The organism is Hydrogenophaga sp. PAMC20947 (genome assembly GCF_004795855.1).
Taxonomy (GTDB): domain Bacteria; phylum Pseudomonadota; class Gammaproteobacteria; order Burkholderiales; family Burkholderiaceae_C; genus Hydrogenophaga.
The window spans coordinates 2,729,740-2,746,573 of the sequence record NZ_CP039252.1 but is presented as its reverse complement, the minus strand read 5'-3'; the positions used below and the strand labels follow the sequence as shown (position 1 = coordinate 2,746,573).

15 protein-coding genes are annotated in these 16,834 nt (G+C 58.5%); 12 read left to right on the top strand and 3 right to left on the bottom strand.

All coding sequences use genetic code 11. The annotated features are described in order from the left end of the window. Window positions 1-190 precede the first annotated feature (190 nt). Entirely contained in the window at window positions 191-1,375 is a 1,185-nt protein-coding gene (gene metK, locus E5678_RS12395) for a methionine adenosyltransferase (RefSeq protein WP_136178811.1), read from the bottom strand. Between the two features lie 203 nt (window positions 1,376-1,578). On the opposite strand from metK, the gene E5678_RS12390 reads away from it, so the two are divergent. After that, window positions 1,579-2,496: a lysophospholipid acyltransferase family protein gene (locus tag E5678_RS12390; protein WP_247596763.1), complete on the top strand. Its 918-nt coding sequence runs from the start codon at window positions 1,579-1,581 to the stop codon at window positions 2,494-2,496. Then, a complete protein-coding gene (locus E5678_RS12385; RefSeq protein ID WP_136178810.1) occupies window positions 2,480-3,400 on the top strand; it encodes a lipid A biosynthesis acyltransferase in 921 nt (306 codons plus the stop codon). Before E5678_RS12390 ends, E5678_RS12385 begins: the two co-directional genes overlap by 17 nt. 9 nt (window positions 3,401-3,409) lie before the next feature. Here E5678_RS12385 and yihA read toward each other — a convergent pair whose 3' ends face one another. Next, a complete protein-coding gene (gene yihA / locus E5678_RS12380) occupies window positions 3,410-4,195 on the bottom strand; it encodes a ribosome biogenesis GTP-binding protein YihA/YsxC (RefSeq protein ID WP_136178809.1) in 786 nt (261 codons plus the stop codon). 114 nt (window positions 4,196-4,309) lie between these two features. Here yihA and E5678_RS12375 point away from each other — a divergent pair, with 114 nt between their 5' ends. From E5678_RS12375 to cyaY, 6 genes are all read left to right on the top strand, one after another. Continuing rightward, window positions 4,310-4,942, top strand: coding sequence for a c-type cytochrome (locus E5678_RS12375; protein WP_136178808.1), 633 nt, complete (start codon window positions 4,310-4,312; stop codon window positions 4,940-4,942). A 168-nt stretch (window positions 4,943-5,110) separates the two neighbouring features. After that, window positions 5,111-7,246 (top strand): cytochrome c biogenesis protein ResB, encoded by a 2,136-nt coding sequence (locus E5678_RS12370; protein WP_136178807.1) that lies wholly within the window; start codon window positions 5,111-5,113, stop codon window positions 7,244-7,246. Next, window positions 7,243-8,604, top strand: a complete 1,362-nt coding sequence (gene ccsB / locus E5678_RS12365) for a c-type cytochrome biogenesis protein CcsB (RefSeq protein WP_136178806.1) — start codon at window positions 7,243-7,245, stop codon at window positions 8,602-8,604. Before E5678_RS12370 ends, ccsB begins: the two co-directional genes overlap by 4 nt. A gap of 119 nt (window positions 8,605-8,723) precedes the next feature. Continuing rightward, window positions 8,724-9,722 (top strand): protein-methionine-sulfoxide reductase catalytic subunit MsrP, encoded by a 999-nt coding sequence (gene msrP / locus E5678_RS12360; RefSeq protein WP_136178805.1) that lies wholly within the window; start codon window positions 8,724-8,726, stop codon window positions 9,720-9,722. Between the two features lie 86 nt (window positions 9,723-9,808). Beyond that, window positions 9,809-10,414 (top strand): protein-methionine-sulfoxide reductase heme-binding subunit MsrQ, encoded by a 606-nt coding sequence (locus E5678_RS12355; protein ID WP_247596762.1) that lies wholly within the window; start codon window positions 9,809-9,811, stop codon window positions 10,412-10,414. 392 nt (window positions 10,415-10,806) lie between these two features. Further along, window positions 10,807-11,139: an iron donor protein CyaY gene (cyaY, locus tag E5678_RS12345; protein WP_136178803.1), complete on the top strand. Its 333-nt coding sequence runs from the start codon at window positions 10,807-10,809 to the stop codon at window positions 11,137-11,139. On the opposite strand, the gene E5678_RS12340 is transcribed toward cyaY, so the two are convergent. Further along, window positions 11,129-13,540 carry a penicillin-binding protein 1A gene (locus E5678_RS12340; RefSeq protein WP_136178802.1) on the bottom strand — a complete coding sequence of 804 codons (2,412 nt, stop codon included), beginning with the start codon at window positions 13,538-13,540 and terminating at the stop codon, window positions 11,129-11,131. The genes cyaY and E5678_RS12340 overlap by 11 nt on opposite strands. Before the next feature lie 269 nt (window positions 13,541-13,809). Between E5678_RS12340 and E5678_RS12335 the strand changes: the two genes are divergently transcribed. From E5678_RS12335 to E5678_RS12320, 4 genes are read left to right on the top strand one after another with little or no spacing between them, the layout of a single operon-like run. Continuing rightward, window positions 13,810-14,889, top strand: coding sequence for a pilus assembly protein PilM (locus E5678_RS12335; RefSeq protein WP_136178801.1), 1,080 nt, complete (start codon window positions 13,810-13,812; stop codon window positions 14,887-14,889). Then, entirely contained in the window at window positions 14,886-15,509 is a 624-nt protein-coding gene (locus E5678_RS12330) for a PilN domain-containing protein (protein WP_136178800.1), read from the top strand. Before E5678_RS12335 ends, E5678_RS12330 begins: the two co-directional genes overlap by 4 nt. 21 nt (window positions 15,510-15,530) lie before the next feature. Beyond that, the gene (locus E5678_RS12325) at window positions 15,531-16,226 is read left to right on the top strand and encodes a type 4a pilus biogenesis protein PilO (RefSeq protein WP_136178799.1); all 696 of its coding nucleotides are present in this window, start codon (window positions 15,531-15,533) and stop codon (window positions 16,224-16,226) included. Continuing rightward, a complete protein-coding gene (locus tag E5678_RS12320) occupies window positions 16,223-16,792 on the top strand; it encodes a pilus assembly protein PilP (RefSeq protein WP_348770346.1) in 570 nt (189 codons plus the stop codon). The genes E5678_RS12325 and E5678_RS12320 overlap by 4 nt, the downstream gene beginning before the upstream one ends. Window positions 16,793-16,834 lie beyond the last annotated feature (42 nt).

Here is a 16,834-nt window from a genome sequence, read left to right as displayed (position 1 = left end):
TGTTTTGGGGATGTGCTCATGTGGGCCGCCTGATCGACGAGGGGGAAAAAAAATGCCCCAGCGCATTTGCACAGGGGCATTTTTTGAAAGTGAGCGCATGCACACCTGTTTAGCTCGCCTATTTGGGTGCTGAACAACCGTCGCTAAAGCGGCAACGCTGCCGGCATGTCCACCAGACGAGGCGCTTGTCTTACTTCAGACCGGCAGCCGCTCGCAGCACCGCTGCCTTGTCGGTGCGCTCCCAGGTGAATTCGGGTTCTTCGCGCCCGAAGTGACCATAGGCCGCTGTCTTTTCGTAGATGGGGCGCAGCAGATCCAGCATCTGGATGATGCCCTTGGGACGAAGGTCGAAGTGTTCATTGACCAGCGCTGCGATTTTTTCATCCGGAATCACGCCAGTGCCTTCGGTGTAGACCGTGATGTTCATGGGCTGGGCCACGCCGATGGCATAGGCCACTTGCACTTGACACTGGCGGGCCAGCCCTGCGGCGACCACGTTTTTCGCCACATAGCGAGCTGCGTATGCAGCTGACCGGTCCACCTTGCTGGGGTCTTTTCCGCTGAAGGCTCCGCCGCCGTGAGGGCAGGCGCCGCCGTAGGTGTCCACAATGATCTTGCGTCCCGTCAGGCCGCAATCCCCCTGGGGGCCACCAACGACAAATCGGCCGGTGGGGTTGATCAGGTAGCGGGTGTTTTGCAGCCACTCTTTGGGCAGCACCGGCTTGATCAATTCTTCAATGATGGCTTCGTTGAACGAGGCCTTCATCTTGGTCGCCGTTTCCGACTGGTCGGGCGTGTGCTGCGTCGACAGCACCACGGTGTCGATGCTGTGGGGCTTGCCGTCCACATAACGCATCGTCACCTGGCTCTTGGCGTCGGGGCGCAGGAAAGGCAGGCGGCCGTCTTTGCGCAACTGCGCCTGGCGTTCCACCAGGCGGTGGGCGTAGTAAATGGGCGCGGGCATGAGCTCGGGCGTCTCATCGCACGCGTAGCCAAACATCAGGCCTTGATCGCCAGCCCCGGTGTTGAGGTGGTCGTCCGACGCATGATCCACCCCTTGGGCGATGTCATTGCTCTGCTTGTCGTAGCAGACCATGACAGCGCAGCCCTTGTAGTCGATCCCGTAGGTGGTGTCGTCGTAGCCGATTCGCTTGATCGTGTCGCGAGCGACCTGAATGTAGTCGACATGGGCGTTGGTGGTGATTTCACCCGCCAAAACGACCAGCCCGGTGTTGCACAGCGTTTCGGCAGCCACACGGCTCAGGGGGTCTTGTTTGAAAATCGCATCCAGGATCGCATCGGAAATCTGGTCAGACACCTTGTCGGGGTGGCCTTCAGAGACGGATTCGGATGTAAAAAGAAAATCGTTCGCCATGTAGATAAACTCCAAGTAGGTTGTTCGGCGTTGCCGGCCTGTCGGAGTTCGGCGAACGCTTTAGCGGAATTTATGAATCGCCCCGCAATTAGTTCAGTAACTCGGCGATGTCGGTATTTTAGAACATCGACTCGCTCAGCCTGTCGATTATCTGTCTGTCGGGGTGCCGCCCCGTGCCTTGAGTCCTTTGCTTTTTACTTGCCGTGACTGTCTTTATTCAGCTGATTTTTCGCCTCCTGTCCGTCCTGCCCTTGCCGGTGTTGCACGCGGGTGGCTGGCTGATGGGCTGGGCCAGTTTTGTCTTGTCGGGCCGTTACCGGCGTCGGTTGCTGGCCAATGCGCGCCAGGCTGGGTTGTCCCTGCGCACCGCGCTGGTTTCGGTCGGTGAGTCCGGCAAGATGGTGGCCGAAACCCCTCGCCTGTGGCTGGGCAAGCCCATGAGGATGGGCTGGGAAGGGGCGTCGGTCGTGGAGTCCGCTTTGACGCATGGCTCAGGCGTGTTGTTCCTGACACCGCATCTGGGCTGCTTTGAAATCACGGCACAGGCCCTGGCGCAGCGCTTTGGCGAGCGCATGCCCATCACCGTGTTGTTTCGCCCTTCTCGGCAGCCAGCACTTCGGGATCTGGTGGCAACGGCCCGCGAGCGCCCCCATCTGTTCACCGCACCCACCACCCTGGCAGGCGTCAAGCAGCTCATCAAGGCGCTCAAAAGCCAGCAGGCGGTCGGCCTGTTGCCCGATCAGGTCCCGCCGGCGGGCCAAGGGGTGTGGGCGCCATTCTTCGGCCGCGAGGCCTACACCATGACGCTGTCAGCACGGCTGGCCCAAACGGCAGGTGTGCAGCTGGTCCTGATCTGGGGTGAGCGCCTGTCCTGGGGGCGAGGGTACCTGGTTCATGTGCGCCCTTGCCCCGTTGAGGGTGGCCTGAGCCGCGATCCCTTGATCGCTGCGACCCAGATCAACCAGGCCATGGAGGCCTTGGTGAGAGAATGCCCGGCCCAGTACATCTGGTCCTACGACCGCTACAAGACACCCCATGGACTGGCCGCAACCGACGCTGGCACTGCCCGCAGCCTGATCGACCGACCCGTCCCACCCGATTTGCATGCCGACGACACCTGAAAAACCCGCTGTGCCCCGTGCGCGAACCAACTGGACCGGCCGCCTGGCGGTCAGCACCATGCACGCACTGGCCCTGCTGCCTTTGTCCTGGGTGCGTGGCCTCGGTTGGTTTGTGGGGCAACTGCTGCACCTGCTCGCCGGCAAACGCCGGCGCATTGCCCAGACCAACTGGGCGCTGTGTTTTCCCGAGCAGACAGCGGCCGAGTGCCGTGGGGCGGTGCGCAGGCATTTTGTGGTATTCGCACAATCCTGGCTTGACCGCGGCTGGATATGGGGAGCAGATGAAGCCAGGGTGCGCTCGCGCATCAAACTGACGGGCGACCTGGAGGCCTTGTCTGCCGAGGGCGCGGTGGCCATTTTTGCGCCCCATTTCGTGGGGTTGGACGCGGGTGGCGCGGCGCTCTCGCTGGGGTTTTCGCGCCGCTTCATCAGTTTGTACGCCCGGCAACGCAATGTGGCCATAGACCAATGGGTGCGGGCCGGCCGCCTTAAATACGGATCGGTGCGTCTCGTCGAGAAACACGAAAGCTTGCGGAGCTTGGTGCAGGCGTTGCGATCAGGCGAGGCCTTGTACCTCTTGCCCGATATGGATCTCGGCCCAAACGATTCGGTATTTGTGCCGTTCTTTGGCGTTCCGGCTGCCACGGTGCCCACCTTGCCACGCCTTGCGCAGCTGGGCCGGGCCCGTGTGGTTCCCGTCATCAGCAAGATCACACCAGATGGCTACGAGGTCACCGTTTTACCGGCCTGGACCGATTACCCGACAGGCGATCCTGTTGCCGATACGGCGTTCATGAACCAGCGCCTGGAAGAAATGATCGCCACCATGCCCGAGCAGTATTACTGGGTCCACAAGCGCTTCAAGACCCGGCCGACCGGCGAACAATCGTTTTACAAGGTCTGAGGCGGGGCTTCAATCGAGTGAAGGGGGCTCTTCTTCGTCGTAGACCACCGAGGGAGCGGGCGCCGCGTATTCCCCATGCGTCCAATCCCACAAAAGGCGTGCCACCTCGTCCAGCCCCTGCTTTTTGAGCGCCGAGAACAAACGCGCTTCGCCGCCGCCGCTTTGCAGCTGCGCGATCGACAAGGCCTTGTTGGCCTCAGCGCGGGTGAGCTTGTCGGACTTGGTGAGCAAAATCAAAAAATTCAATCCGTCGGCCACGCGCGGGCGAATGACGTCAAGCAAAATTTCGTCCAGCTCGGTCAGCCCCAGGCGAGGGTCGCAGAGCAATACCACCGCCTTCAGGTTTTTGCGGGTGAGCAAATAGTTGCCCATCACGCGCTGCCAACGCAGCTTGGCCTCGCGTGGCACAGCCGCATAGCCATAGCCCGGCAAATCGGCCAGCACTGCGTCGGTTACACCCTGTTTGCCCAGTGAAAACAGGTTGATGCTTTGGGTGCGCCCCGGTGTTTTGGAGGCATACGCGAGCCGCTTTTGCTGTGTCATCGTGTTGATGCACGTCGACTTGCCCGCATTGGAGCGCCCCACAAAAGCGACCTCTGGAACATCGAGATCGGGCAAGAACTCCAATTTGGGCGCGGTGGTGAGAAAGCGGGCTGTATGCAACCAGCCGTGGAGTGCCTTGATTTCAGGCTGAAGGGGCACATCGCCTCCGCTTTCGGCCTCAAAAGAGGGCGCGGACTGGGCTGCTGAGAGCTGAGCGGAGGGGTCGGGGACGGTATTTTTGGGGGATGACATTGGGGGTTCCTGTGGGCCATTGTAAAATCGTTTGGTTAATGGTCTGAAAGAGTCTTCAGAAGACCGCGTGTTTCTTCTCCAAACCGATGCGTCGTCGCCGACGCCGCCCCCGACATGAAATTGCCCGTCTCCCTTTTCTGCGCCATTGCCGCTGCTGCCAGCCTGTCTTTCAGCGCCCACGCTGAGACGGCCAAGACCGAAGCTGCCAAGCCCGATCTGGGCAAGGGTTCTGCCTCGTATGGCCAAGTGTGTGTGGCCTGCCACGCCGCCGACGGCAACTCGACCACCCCCGAGAACCCCAAGCTCGCCGCGCAGCATCCCGAATACCTCGCCAAGCAGCTGATGGAATTCAAGTCGGGCAAGCGCGACAACGCCATCATGAAGGGCTTTGCTTCGAGTCTGTCCGATGAGGACATGAACAACATGGCCTTCTGGCTTGCCGATCAGAAAGCCAAAGAAGGCTTTGCCACCGACAAAGACTTGGTTCGTCTGGGCGAGCGCATCTACCGAGGTGGCATAGCCGATCGCCAGGTCGCCGCTTGCGCCGGCTGCCACAGCCCCAACGGTGCCGGTATTCCTGCGCAGTACCCCCGCCTGGCTGGCCAGCATGCCACCTATACCGTCAACCAGCTGAATGCATTTCGCTCGGGCGTTCGCAAGAACAGCGTCCAGATGACTGGGGTTGCCGCCAAAATGAACGATCGTGAGATCAAAGCGGTATCGGACTACATCGCAGGCCTGCGCTGAGTGTCATGGCCTTTCTCCCCGGTCAGCCTGGGGATATAAGCCATCGTTAATATTTGACGGCACAATACGGTTTGGTGATATTCATTGAACCGCTGAGCCAAGTGAGCATCACATCAGGGCGTGTTCTGGGTTATCCAGACCCGCCCTGTTTGTTTTTTTGAAGCCCCCATGACCGTTTCCACTGAAGGCTGGCAACTCCAGACCGGCTCCCGCCTGGCCAAGCAGCTGGTCGAGTTGCTATCGTCCATGCGATTCGCCATCTCCCTGTTGTCGGTGATTTGCATCGCATCCGTCATTGGTACGGTGGTCAAGCAACACGAGCCGGCCAACAATTACGTGAACCAGTTTGGTCCGTTCTGGGCCGACGTATTCAGCGCCGCCGGCCTTTTTTCCGTTTACAGCGCATGGTGGTTTCTGCTGATCCTGGCTTTTCTGGTGATCAGCACCAGCCTGTGCATCACCCGCAACACCCCGAAAATCTTCAGCGACTTCAAGGCGTTCAAGGAGAATATTCGCGAGCAGAGCCTGAAATCCTTCCCAAACCGGGCGGAAAACACCCTGAGCGAAGGACCTGAGGCCGCCGCCAACCGGATGGGGCAGCAATTGCTGGGCTCTGGCTGGAAGGTGAAGTTGCAATCGCGGGAGACTTCTGCAGGCCTGGGCTGGATGGTGGCGGCCAAGAAGGGCGTGGCCAACAAGATCGGGTATCTGGCCGCCCACAGTGCCATTGTGCTGGTGTGTATCGGTGGGTTGCTGGACGGCGATCTCGTCGTTCGGGCTGAAATGTGGTTCAACGGGAAAACCCCTTTCACCGGTGGCGGATTGATCGCCGATGTTCCAGCCGAGCATCGTTTGTCACCGACGAATCCGACCTTCAGGGGCAACCTGCTGGTGACCGAAGGTACCAGCTCCAGCACCGCCATCCTGGCCCAGCCCACAGGGGTATTGCTGCAGGATTTGCCCTTCTCTGTTGAACTGAAGAAATTCATCGTGGAATACTACGAAACGGGTATGCCACGCCTGTTTGCCAGCGACATCGTCATCCACGATCGCGAAACCGGTGAGCAGTTTCCGACACGCGTGGAAGTGAACCACCCAGCGAGCTACAAAGGCATCAACATCTACCAGTCGAGCTTTGACGATGGTGGCTCCAAGGTCACGCTGCAAGCATTGCCTATCAATGGGGCGGTTCGTCCCTTCGACATCTCGGGTGTGATCGGTGGCAGCGCGCCTTTGAGCAACGGTGACCAAAAACTCACCTTGGAATTCACCGCTCTGCGCGTGATCAACGTGGAGAACTTTGCAGGTCGGGAGTCGGGCACCGATGTGCGCAGCGTTGATTTGCGCAGCGCCATCGAAAGCCGCTTGGGCTCGGGTCACAAGACCGTCACCGAAAAAACTTTGCTTAACGTGGGGCCCAGCATCAGCTACAAGTTGCGTGACGCCGCTGGCCAGGCGGTCGAGTACCACAACTACATGTTGCCGATGGAGCTTGATGGTGCCCGCATGTACTTGCTGGGCATGCGCGACACCCCTTCAGAGCCTTTCCGGTACTTGCGCATCCCGGCCGATGACCAAGACAGCCTCGATGGTTTTATTCGCCTGCGCGCGGCGTTGGCCGATCCCGACATGCGGGCTGAGGCGATCAGTCGCTATGCCGCTGTGGCAGTCGAGGCCAACCGCCCGGAGTTGATTGAGGCCTTGAAAGGCTCTGCGGGGCGTGCGCTGGGCTTGTTCGCCGGAGCAGAAACTGATGCCTTGCCGAAACCTGCGGCGGGTGAGCCCGCGATCAAAGGTGGCCTGCAGGCTGTGTCGACTTTCCTGGAGGTCAACGTGCCAGAGGCCGAGCGTGAGCGCGCGAGCGATGTGCTGGTGCGCATTCTCAATGGCACTTTGTTCGAGTTGTTGCAGCTCAGCCGTGAAAAAGCGGGCCTGGCGCCGTTGGAGCGTGGAGAAGACACCCAACGGTTCATGACCCTGTCTGTCATGGGTCTGAGTGACGCGTTCTTGTACCCCGCCCCGATGGCGTTCGGATTGAAGGACTTCACCCATATCCAGGCGAGCGTATTTCAAGTGGCCCGTGCGCCCGGTCAGACGATCGTGTATCTGGGCTGTGGATTCCTGATCCTCGGCGTGTTTGCCATGCTGTATGTGCGTGAGCGTCGGGTGTGGGTCTGGCTCACACCGACTGCGGATGGATCGGGATCGAGCGCAACCATGGCCTTGTCGTCCAACCGCAAGACCATGGAATCCGACCAGGAGTTTGATGTGTTGAAAACCCAATTGCTGAAGGTGTCCCCATGAGTACCGTCGCCCAAACCATAGAACTGAAGCGTAGCCGGTCGGGCGATCGCTTGTCGCCCGGCTATTTCGCCAGCCGCAACGTGTGGGACTGGGTGTTTGCCGCCCTGGTCGTGGTGGGGGCTGCGGCCGCCTTTGGGCTGTATGGCGGGTCGATGGATGTCTACGAAAAAGGCATTCTGATGGGGGCGGTGCCCTCGGTGATCTTGCTGGGCTGGTTCTGGCGGCCCTTGCGCCTTCTGATGGTGGGCGTAACGATTTTGTCGTTGATCGGAATATCGCTCTACCAGACGCCCGAAGGTGCCGCTGACCTCGCCCGCGCCGACCACGTTTTTTTGTTGAAATACTTTCTCTCCAGCCAGTCGGCCATTCTTTGGATGAGCGTGCTGTTTTTCATGAGCACGCTGTTTTACTGGATCGGAATGGCGACGCGGGCGGGGAGTGCGTTCGAAGGGATTGGCTCCCGTCTCGCCTGGGCCGCCGTGACCCTGGCCCTGGTGGGCACGATGGTGCGCTGGTATGAGAGTCACCAGATTGGCGTAGGCATCGGGCACATTCCAGTGAGCAACCTCTACGAAGTGTTCGTGTTGTTTTGCTGGCTGACGGCGACGTTCTACCTCTACTACGAAGATCACTATCAGACCCGATCGATGGGTGCCTTTGTGATGCTGGTGGTGAGCGCTGCCGTGGGCTTTTTGCTCTGGTACACCGTTGTGCGCGAAGCGCATCAAATTCAGCCACTGGTGCCTGCGCTGCAAAGTTGGTGGATGAAACTGCATGTGCCTGCCAACTTTATCGGCTATGGCACGTTTGCCATCGCGGCCATGCTGGCCTTTGCCTATCTGATCAAACAGAGCGCCTCCGAGAGCCGCTGGTACAAGCTGGCGCCACTGTGGATCCTCGGACTGGTGTTGTGTTTCGAGCCCATCGTCTTCCGAACCTCTGCAGCCGAAAAAGGCAGCAGCTACTGGTTTGTTTACTTCGGTATTTCGTTGTTGATCGTGGGTGGCATCATGTTTGGGCGTCGCCGCATCGCCGAGCGCTTGCCTACGTTTGAAGTGCTCGACGATGTGATGTACAAGGCCATCGCCGTCGGCTTTGCTTTTTTCACCATCGCCACCGTGCTGGGCGCGTTCTGGGCAGCAGAAGCATGGGGTGGCTACTGGAGCTGGGACCCCAAGGAAACCTGGGCGCTCATCGTCTGGCTCAACTATGCTGCCTGGCTCCACATGCGTTTGATGAAGGGCCTCAGGGGAACAGTGGCGGCTTGGTGGGCATTGACAGGCCTGGTGATCACGACCTTTGCCTTCCTGGGGGTGAACATGTTTCTTTCGGGCTTGCACAGCTACGGAGAGCTGTGAACTTGGTGCCGCGTGACCCTGTGCGCCTTGGGGTGGCGAGGCTCAACCCTTCCGGGAGCCAGGGAACCCTGTAAGAATGCGCCGAGTCTCACGACCCATTGAGACAATCGGAGCATTTGATGATCATCCGCACGCAAGATTCGGGGTTCGTTCACCCTACGCCAAGCGACATCACGTCGCCAGCACAATACCTTGGTCGCCGCGCCTGGCTGCAATCGCTGGCCTTGGGTGCTGGCGGAGCCGCTTTGGCCGGTTGGGCAGCCCGCGATGCCTGGGCACTCGCACCAATTCCGGGGCGACTGCAGGCATTGCAAGCTTCGGCGTCAAAGCTTGCAGGGGCGCAAACCGTTGAGAAGCTCACCTCTTATCAGGATGCTTCCAGCTACAACAACTACTACGAGTTCAGCACCGACAAGGCACAGCCTGCCGCTTTGTCCGCTGGCCTGCAGACCCATCCATGGACGGTCCAGGTCGAGGGCTTGGTGAACAAGCCGAAAACCTTCGACATCGATTCTCTGCTCAAACTCAGCGCCATGGAAGAGCGGGTATACCGCCTGCGATGTGTTGAGGGATGGTCCATGGTCATCCCCTGGGTGGGCTACTCCCTGGCCGCACTGATCAAGGAGGTGCAGCCTCAGACCAGCGCGAAGTATGTGGAGTTTGTCACGCTTGCTGATCCCAAAGTGATGCCGGGGTTGCGCAGCGGCGTTCTTGATTGGCCTTACACCGAGGGACTCAGGCTGGACGAGGCCATGCACCCGTTGACCTTGCTGGCTTTTGGCATGTACGGCGAAGTCTTGCCCAACCAGAATGGCGCGCCCGTGCGGCTTGTGGTTCCCTGGAAGTATGGGTTCAAGTCGGCCAAGTCGCTGATCAAGATCCGATTCACGGATAAACAGCCTGCCACCGCCTGGAACAAGGCGGCAGCCCAAGAGTACGGGTTCTACTCCAACGTGAACCCCGACGTTTCCCATCCCCGCTGGAGCCAGGCCACGGAGCGCCGCATCGGTGAAGAAGGGGGCTTGCTGGCCCGGCGTCGCAAGACGTTGATGTTCAACGGGTATGAAGCACAGGTGGGGCAGTTGTATTCGGGCATGGATCTTCGGAAGCTCTTCTGATGTTTTCCCGGCCCAGCGCAGTACCTTTGCGGACTTCGCTGAAGGCCAATGGGGTGCGTTGGCGCGCAAGTACCCATCAGACCCTGATGAGCCCTTGGGCGCGCCCGGTCGTATTTTTCTTGCTGTGCCTGCCTTTGGCGTGGTTGATCTGGGCCGTGTACCACGACCAATTGGGGGCCAATCCTGCAGAGGCTCTGATCCGGTCCTTGGGCGATTGGACCTTGCGAGCACTCGTCCTCGTGATGGCCATCACACCACTGCGTGTGACGCTGGGACTGTCCGCTCTGGCCCGGTGGCGGCGCATGGTGGGGCTGTTTGTATTTTTCTATGCCAGCCTGCATCTCACTGCCTACGCCTGGTTTGACATGGGTTTTGTCTGGGGAGAAGTCCTGACCGATGTGATCAAGCGGCCCTTCATCCTCGTGGGCATGTTGTCCTGGTGCTTGTTGCTTCTTTTGGCGCTGACTTCATTCAACCGGGCCATTCGCTCGATGGGTGCTCGGCGGTGGCAATTGTTGCATCGCTGCATCTATGCGGTTTGCGCCTTGGCTGTCCTGCATTTCTTCTGGATGCGAGCTGGCAAGAATGACTTCGCTGAAGTGGTGGTTTACGCAGCGCTGCTGGGCACGCTGCTGGGCTGGCGAGCTTGGCGCCGCTTCACCACGCGTCCATCTCCAAGGCCAAAGTCCTGAGCCGGCGACCAGGCAACGGGCCGCTCAGGGGTAGATTCCTTCGCCGGAGGACATGGCAAACGGAAGCAAGGCAGGTGCAGCGGTTCCGGTTGTTGTGCCCTGGAAGCGCGATCAAAGTGGAAGGGGATACGCGCTGCATGCCGGCCGCCCGAAGCCCTTTGCCGTCAACTTGACGGTTGGGCGGGTGTTTTGTCGGCCGGCTTGGAGGTATCTGGAGGCGCGGGCTTGGATGGCACACTTTGAGGCGTTGCCGGAGGCAGAAACAATGGGCCTTTTTGTCCACATGCCGACACCAGCAACCCAGCGGCCAGCATGGCAGTTGCGCCGGCCAATCTACCCAAGGTGGGCAGAGCGCCTAGAATTCCAGATGTATTGATCATGGTGGCATTGTAATGACCGACAACGAATATTTAAACCAAGCTGAGTCCCTGCTGGGAGCCGTCGAGAGCGCCTGCGACCGCATCAATGATGCGACAGATGCCGACATCGACAACCAGCGGGTCGGCGGCATGATCACCCTGGTCTTTGCCAATGGCAGTCAGATCATCGTGAATCTGCAAAAACCCCTGCAGGAAGTCTGGATGGCCGCGCGGGCGGGGGGCTTCCACTACCGCTGCGAAGCCGATGGGCGTTGGATGGACACCAAGGGCCAAGGTGAATTTTTCCAACACCTGACCCAGTTTTCCAGTGAGCAATCGGGCTTGGCCCTGAAATTCAATTCCTGAACAAATCCAGGATGCTGCGCCGGTCTTCGGTCGTGGCGGGCGCGATGGCCTCTGCGCCGACACCTTCGCCCTCAGGCACCGCGCCTGGCCATGGGTCCTGCAGCCCCAAGCCTTGCACACCGCGGCTGGGGCCAAATTCCTCGTAGTACCAGTCACCTCCGACGCGGATGACCCCTGCTGGCGGCGTGACCTCCTGAACGGGAACGCCCTTGAGCGCTTCTTGCATGTAGGCGATCCAGATGGGCAAACTCAAGCCGCCACCTGTCTCGCGGCTGCCCAGGTTGCGGGGTGTGTCGTAACCGACCCACGCTGCTGCCACCACCGTGGGCTGATAGCCCACAAACCAAGCGTCAACCGAATCGTTTGTGGTGCCGGTCTTGCCATACAGGTCGGGTCGCTTGAGTGTGCCTTGTGCTCTGGCCGCGGTTCCCGTGCGGGTTATTTCCTGCAGCAGGCTGCTCATCACGAAAGCATTGCGCTCGTCGATCACATGGTGGGCCGGATCGAGCGCTGGTTCTGGTGCTTCATACAGGACGTGGCCACGTTGTTCGACCACACGGGTGATCAACCTCGGCTCAACGCGGTAGCCCCCATTGGCGAACACCGCATAGCCAGTCGCCATCTGAATTGGCGTTACCGAGCCAGCTCCCAATGCCATCGTCAGGTAGGGGGGATGCCGCTCAGGCGGGAACCCAAACCGGCTCACCCACTGCTGGGCGCTCTGAGTCCCAACCAACTGCAGCACACGAATCGACACCATGTTCTTGGATTTGGCCAACGCGCGGCGTACCGACATTGGTCCTTCGAACCGACCGTCGTAGTTCTTGGGCTCCCAAGGCTTGCCGCCTGTTTCCGCTGCGCTGTAGAACAATGGTGCATCGTTGACCACCGTGGTTGTTTTCAAGCCCTTTTCCAGGGCAGCAGAATAAATGAAAGGCTTGAAGCTGGAACCCGGTTGACGCCAAGCTTGGGTCACATGGTTGAACTTGTTTTTCTGGAAGTCAAATCCACCGACCAGCGCGCGCACCGCCCCACTTCGCGGGTCCATAGCGACGAATGCCGATTCGACTTCGGGCAGCTGACTGATCCGCCACGCATTTTCGCTTAGCTTGACTACCCGGATCACCGCGCCGGGCCTGATCTGCACGTTGGCTCCAGCCTTTGCGGCCAGTCCCGATTGCGCGGGCCGCAAGCCATCGCCCGTGATGGTGAAGGTTTCGCCATCTTGCCGAATGGCAACAACCTGGCGAGGGGATGCCTCAAGAACCAGGGCAGAGAGCAGATCGCCGTTGTCCGGGTGTTCGCTCAGCGCATCGTCGATGGCCTCGTCAAGAGCTGCCTTCTCTTCGGGCAGCTTGATATAAGCCTCTGGACCGCGGTATCGCTGACGGGTCTCAAAGTCGAGAATGCCTTCGCGCACCGCCTTGTAGGCCGCACGCTGTTCGTTTGAGCGCAATGTTGTCGTCACCGTCAGTCCGCGTGTGTACGCTTCGTCGCCATATTGCAACACCATGGACTGCCGCACCATCTCGGCCACGTAGTCCGCTGGCACCAGGTCTTTGCTGCCTGTTGCACGCAGTTTGAGCTCTTCTTTGCTGGCTGCAGCAGCCTCATCTGACGAGATAAAGCCGTTCTCCAACATGCGTTGAATGATGTAGAGCTGGCGCTCCCTGGCGCGTTTGGGGTTGGAGATGGGGTTGTAAGCCGACGGGGCCTTGGGGAGTCCGGCCAACATGGCGGCTTCGGCGATGGTCACATCCCGAAGGGGCTTGCCAAAGTAGGTTTGTGAGGCTGTTGAGAAGCCGTACGCACGCTGCCCCAGGAAGATCTGATTCATGTAGATCTCAAGAATTTGTTCCTTGGTCAGCATGTGTTCCAGCTTGAAGGTCAGCAAAACCTCGTAGATCTTGCGCGTGTAGCTTTTCTCGGCCGACAAGTAAACGTTGCGCGCGACCTGCATGGTGATGGTTGATGCTCCTTGGCTTTTCGCCCGCCCCAGATTGGCCAATGCTGCGCGAAGCATGCCTCGGTAGTCCACACCGCTGTGCTCAAAAAAACGAGAGTCCTCGATCGCCAGGACCGCGTTTTTCATCACCTCCGGAATCTCCTTGATCGGGAGCAGGTTGCGACGTTCCTCGCCAAATTCTCCGATCAGTTGCCCGTCCGCTGTCAGCACGCGCAGTGGAAGTTTGGGCCTGTAGTCGGCCAAGTCCCCGACGTCTGGCAGGTTTGGGTACGCCACAGCCAGAGCAATGCCCACCGCCAGCAAGACCGCTAAACCGCCGGCCAGAAAAAGGCCTGTGGTGGTAGCGAGTGCTTTGCCCAGCCAGATCAATGCGCCAGAGCGCTTCGGCGCGTCTGAGTCCTTGCTACGGGGGGCGGCTGTGTCTTTGGATGGCATGCAGTCAATCGTGTCTGAAGACCCCGATTATAAAAACGGGTGTTGTGTAGAGGGCAGTTCACCCCCGGTTGATTGTGAGTTGTTGTGTGCTCTGGACGCTTTCTGTAAGCCCGGCAGGCTTGGTGAATCCCAAATTGCGTATGCTTTTGACAACGTTTCGATTTGTCTCAATGACAATAATTCTTTGCTGCACAAGGGGCTTGCTGCTAGCATTCAAGTGAAGTCTTAAGTCTGGCGCAGCTAGCGCCGCTCATTTTTTGGGGGTCACCTTGATCTCATTGGGGTCGTTTTTCAGCCGTGATTCGGCTCCCTTGCTGGGCATTGATGTGAGTTCGTCGAGCGTCAAGCTCGTCGAGTTGAGCCGCAATCGATCCGGCGATCTGGTCTTGGAGCGTTGTGCTATCGAGCCGCTTGAGCGCGGCTGGATAACCGACGGCAACATCGAAAAATTCGATGAAGTCGCGGAAGCCGTGCGTCGTGTGGTCCGCAAGAGCGGCAGCAAGACCAAGAACGTAGCCATGGCACTGCCCGCTTCGGCGGTCATCACCAAAAAAATCATCCTGCCGGGCGGGCTGTCGGACAAAGAGCTCGAAGTGCAGGTGGAGTCAGAGGCCAATCAGTACATCCCGTTCTCTCTGGATGAGGTCAGTCTCGATTTTTGCGTGATCGGCCCAAGTGCCACCTCAGTGGGTGATGTCGAGGTTCTGATCGCGGCTTCGCGCAAGGAAAAGGTATCGGATCGGCAAGGTCTTGCCGAGGCAGCGGGTCTCAAGCCTGTGATCATGGATGTAGAGCCCTATGCCTCGCGTATGTCGGCTGGCCGAGTGATTGAAACCCTGCCAAACCAGGGCGTGGATTCCTTGGTGGCATTGTTTGAGGTCGGTGCGTTGACCACCAGCATGCAGGTCATGCGCAATGACGACGTTCTGTACGAGCGCGATCAAGCATTTGGTGGAGCTCAGCTTACCCAGTTGATCGTCCGCCAGTATGGTTTCTCTGTTGATGAAGCCGAGGCCAAAAAACGCTCTGGTGACCTGCCTGACGATTACAAATCGGCCGTGCTGAATCCGTTTATCGAAAGCATGGCTCAGGAAATCGGTCGGGCCTTGCAGTTTTTCTTCACCAGCACGCCCTACAACAAGGTGGACCACATTCTGTTGGCGGGCGGTAGCGCAGCTATTCCCGGTCTGACCGAAGGTGTAACCCACCAGACATCCTTTGCCTGCATGGTGATCAATCCATTCGATGGCATGGAGATGGCGTCCACGGTTCACTCACGCAAGATTGCCCGTGAAGCGCCTTCATACCTGACCTCCACAGGGTTGGCTTTGCGGAGGTTTTCCCAATGATTTTGATCAACCTATTGCCTCACCGCGAAGCCGCGCGTGAACGCCAGAAGAAGCAGTTCTACAGCCAGCTGCTGTCCTCTGCCGTGTTGGGCGGAATCATTTGCGGTGGTGTTTTCTTATGGTACCAAGGCCAGATAGACACCCAGAAAGGGCGCAATGCTCTTTTGAAAGATCGGACCGCATTGCTTGATGCCGAAATCAAAGATATTACGGGGCTTCAAGCAGAAATTGCATCCCTGCGTGCGCGGCAAATCGCAGTAGAGAACTTGCAGTCAGACCGAAATATGCCGGTTCACCTGCTGGACGAGTTGGTGAGTCGTTTACCAGATGGTATTTACCTCCGCACCATGAAGCAGGACGGTCAGTCTGTGCTGCTGACAGGCGTTGCTCAATCCCAGGAGCGGGTTTCCGAGTTGTTGCGGAACCTATCAGGTGAGCAGGCTTGGTTGCACAAGCCTGAGCTGGTTGAAATTGTTGCAGCGAATGCAGCTGTGTCCAGTCGAGAGCAGCGTCGGGTTTCGAATTTCACCATCCGGGTGACCCTGAATCGCCCCAAAGCCGCCGCCGCCGCAAGCTCGACCGGAGTGCAGCAGCCCATTGCGCCGGCTGTGCCGGGTTAAGCGAGAGCAAAAGCACATACTATGGCCCTATCCAATACTATGAACGTGGACTTCAAATCCATTCAAGAAAATCTGCAAAAGCAGTTTTCCGGATTGGATCCCAACGATCCCTCCGTTTGGCCTTCCCTTCCTCGAAATCTTCTGTATCTTGCAGTTTGTGTCGCGGTTATCGCTGGGCTCTGGTTTGCGTGGTTGAAGACAGTTGACGAAGAATTGCTCGCTGAGCAGGCCAGCGAGCAGGCGTTGCGAGTGGAATACCGCAAAAAATTGGTTCAAGCGGTGAACTTGGATGCACTGAAGAAGCAGCTTGTTCAAGTCCAGCAATACGTTACTCAACTGGAAAAACAGTTGCCCAGCAAGGCTGAAATGGATGCATTGCTGTCGGATATCAACCAGGCCGGTCTTGGGCGCAGTCTCCAGTTTGAACTCTTTCGTCCGGGAGATGTTTCTGTGAAAGAGTATTACGCTGAATTGCCCATTGCCGTTCGAGTGACAGGCGGCTACCACGATATTGGTCTTTTTGCTGCAGATATCGCCAGCTTGTCGCGCATTGTGACGCTGAATAATCTTTCCCTGTCTCCTGTGAAGGACCGAGATGGCATGCTGACGATGGATGGCACAGCCAAGACCTTCCGGTACCTGGATCAAGAAGAGATTGAAATGCAGCAGCAGGCTGCAAAAGCCAAAGCTGGCGATGGCAAAGGGGTCAAGCCATGATGAGCACAAGATTGCCTCACGGGAAGTTACTTCGTAGCTGCCTTTTCTTCACCTTCGCCCTGTTGCTGGGCGGTTGTGCAAGCTCAGAGCAAGAGGAGCTCACCTCCTGGATGCAAAGTGAGCGTGATGCGATAAAGCCCTCTGTTGAACCTATTCCTGAGCCATCCAAGTTTGAACCCTCCATCTATGGAGGTGAGTCGCTGGTTGAGCCATTCAGCAGTGAGAAGCTTGCCAGTATTTTGCGCAGCGGTCAGGCATTGCCGGCGGGAAAATCTGCATTGATAGAAGCGGAATTGAATCGACGCAAACAGCCGCTGGAGGCGTTTCCATTGGATACCATGAAGATGGTTGGGAGTATGAATCGAAAAGGTCAATTGGTGGCCTTGGTTAAGGTAGATCAGCTGCTATATAAGGTTGAGCCCGGTGCTTATTTGGGTCAAAACTACGGCCGTGTACTGAAAATTTCCGAAAATGAGCTGGCATTGCGGGAAGTGGTACAGGATGCCGCGGGCGAGTGGATTGAGCGCCCGGCAGCGTTGCAGTTACAAGAGGAAGCTATTAAATGAACAAGTCACACAACGTAATGGTTCAGAAAAAAGAGGCACAGA

What these genes read in the sequence shown, in the direction of transcription:
- metK (WP_136178811.1), bottom strand. Translation starts at nt 1,375, where the DNA reads ATGGCGAACGATTTTCTTTTTACATCCGAATCCGTCTCTGAAGGCCAC.
- E5678_RS12385 (WP_136178810.1), top strand. Translation starts at nt 2,480, where the DNA reads ATGCCGACGACACCTGAAAAACCCGCTGTGCCCCGTGCGCGAACCAAC.
- yihA (WP_136178809.1), bottom strand. Translation starts at nt 4,195, where the DNA reads ATGTCATCCCCCAAAAATACCGTCCCCGACCCCTCCGCTCAGCTCTCA.
- E5678_RS12375 (WP_136178808.1), top strand. Translation starts at nt 4,310, where the DNA reads ATGAAATTGCCCGTCTCCCTTTTCTGCGCCATTGCCGCTGCTGCCAGC.
- E5678_RS12370 (WP_136178807.1), top strand. Translation starts at nt 5,111, where the DNA reads ATGACCGTTTCCACTGAAGGCTGGCAACTCCAGACCGGCTCCCGCCTG.
- ccsB (WP_136178806.1), top strand. Translation starts at nt 7,243, where the DNA reads ATGAGTACCGTCGCCCAAACCATAGAACTGAAGCGTAGCCGGTCGGGC.
- msrP (WP_136178805.1), top strand. Translation starts at nt 8,724, where the DNA reads ATGATCATCCGCACGCAAGATTCGGGGTTCGTTCACCCTACGCCAAGC.
- E5678_RS12355 (WP_247596762.1), top strand. Translation starts at nt 9,809, where the DNA reads ATGAGCCCTTGGGCGCGCCCGGTCGTATTTTTCTTGCTGTGCCTGCCT.
- cyaY (WP_136178803.1), top strand. Translation starts at nt 10,807, where the DNA reads ATGACCGACAACGAATATTTAAACCAAGCTGAGTCCCTGCTGGGAGCC.
- E5678_RS12340 (WP_136178802.1), bottom strand. Translation starts at nt 13,540, where the DNA reads ATGCCATCCAAAGACACAGCCGCCCCCCGTAGCAAGGACTCAGACGCG.
- E5678_RS12330 (WP_136178800.1), top strand. Translation starts at nt 14,886, where the DNA reads ATGATTTTGATCAACCTATTGCCTCACCGCGAAGCCGCGCGTGAACGC.
- E5678_RS12325 (WP_136178799.1), top strand. Translation starts at nt 15,531, where the DNA reads ATGGCCCTATCCAATACTATGAACGTGGACTTCAAATCCATTCAAGAA.
- E5678_RS12320 (WP_348770346.1), top strand. Translation starts at nt 16,223, where the DNA reads ATGATGAGCACAAGATTGCCTCACGGGAAGTTACTTCGTAGCTGCCTT.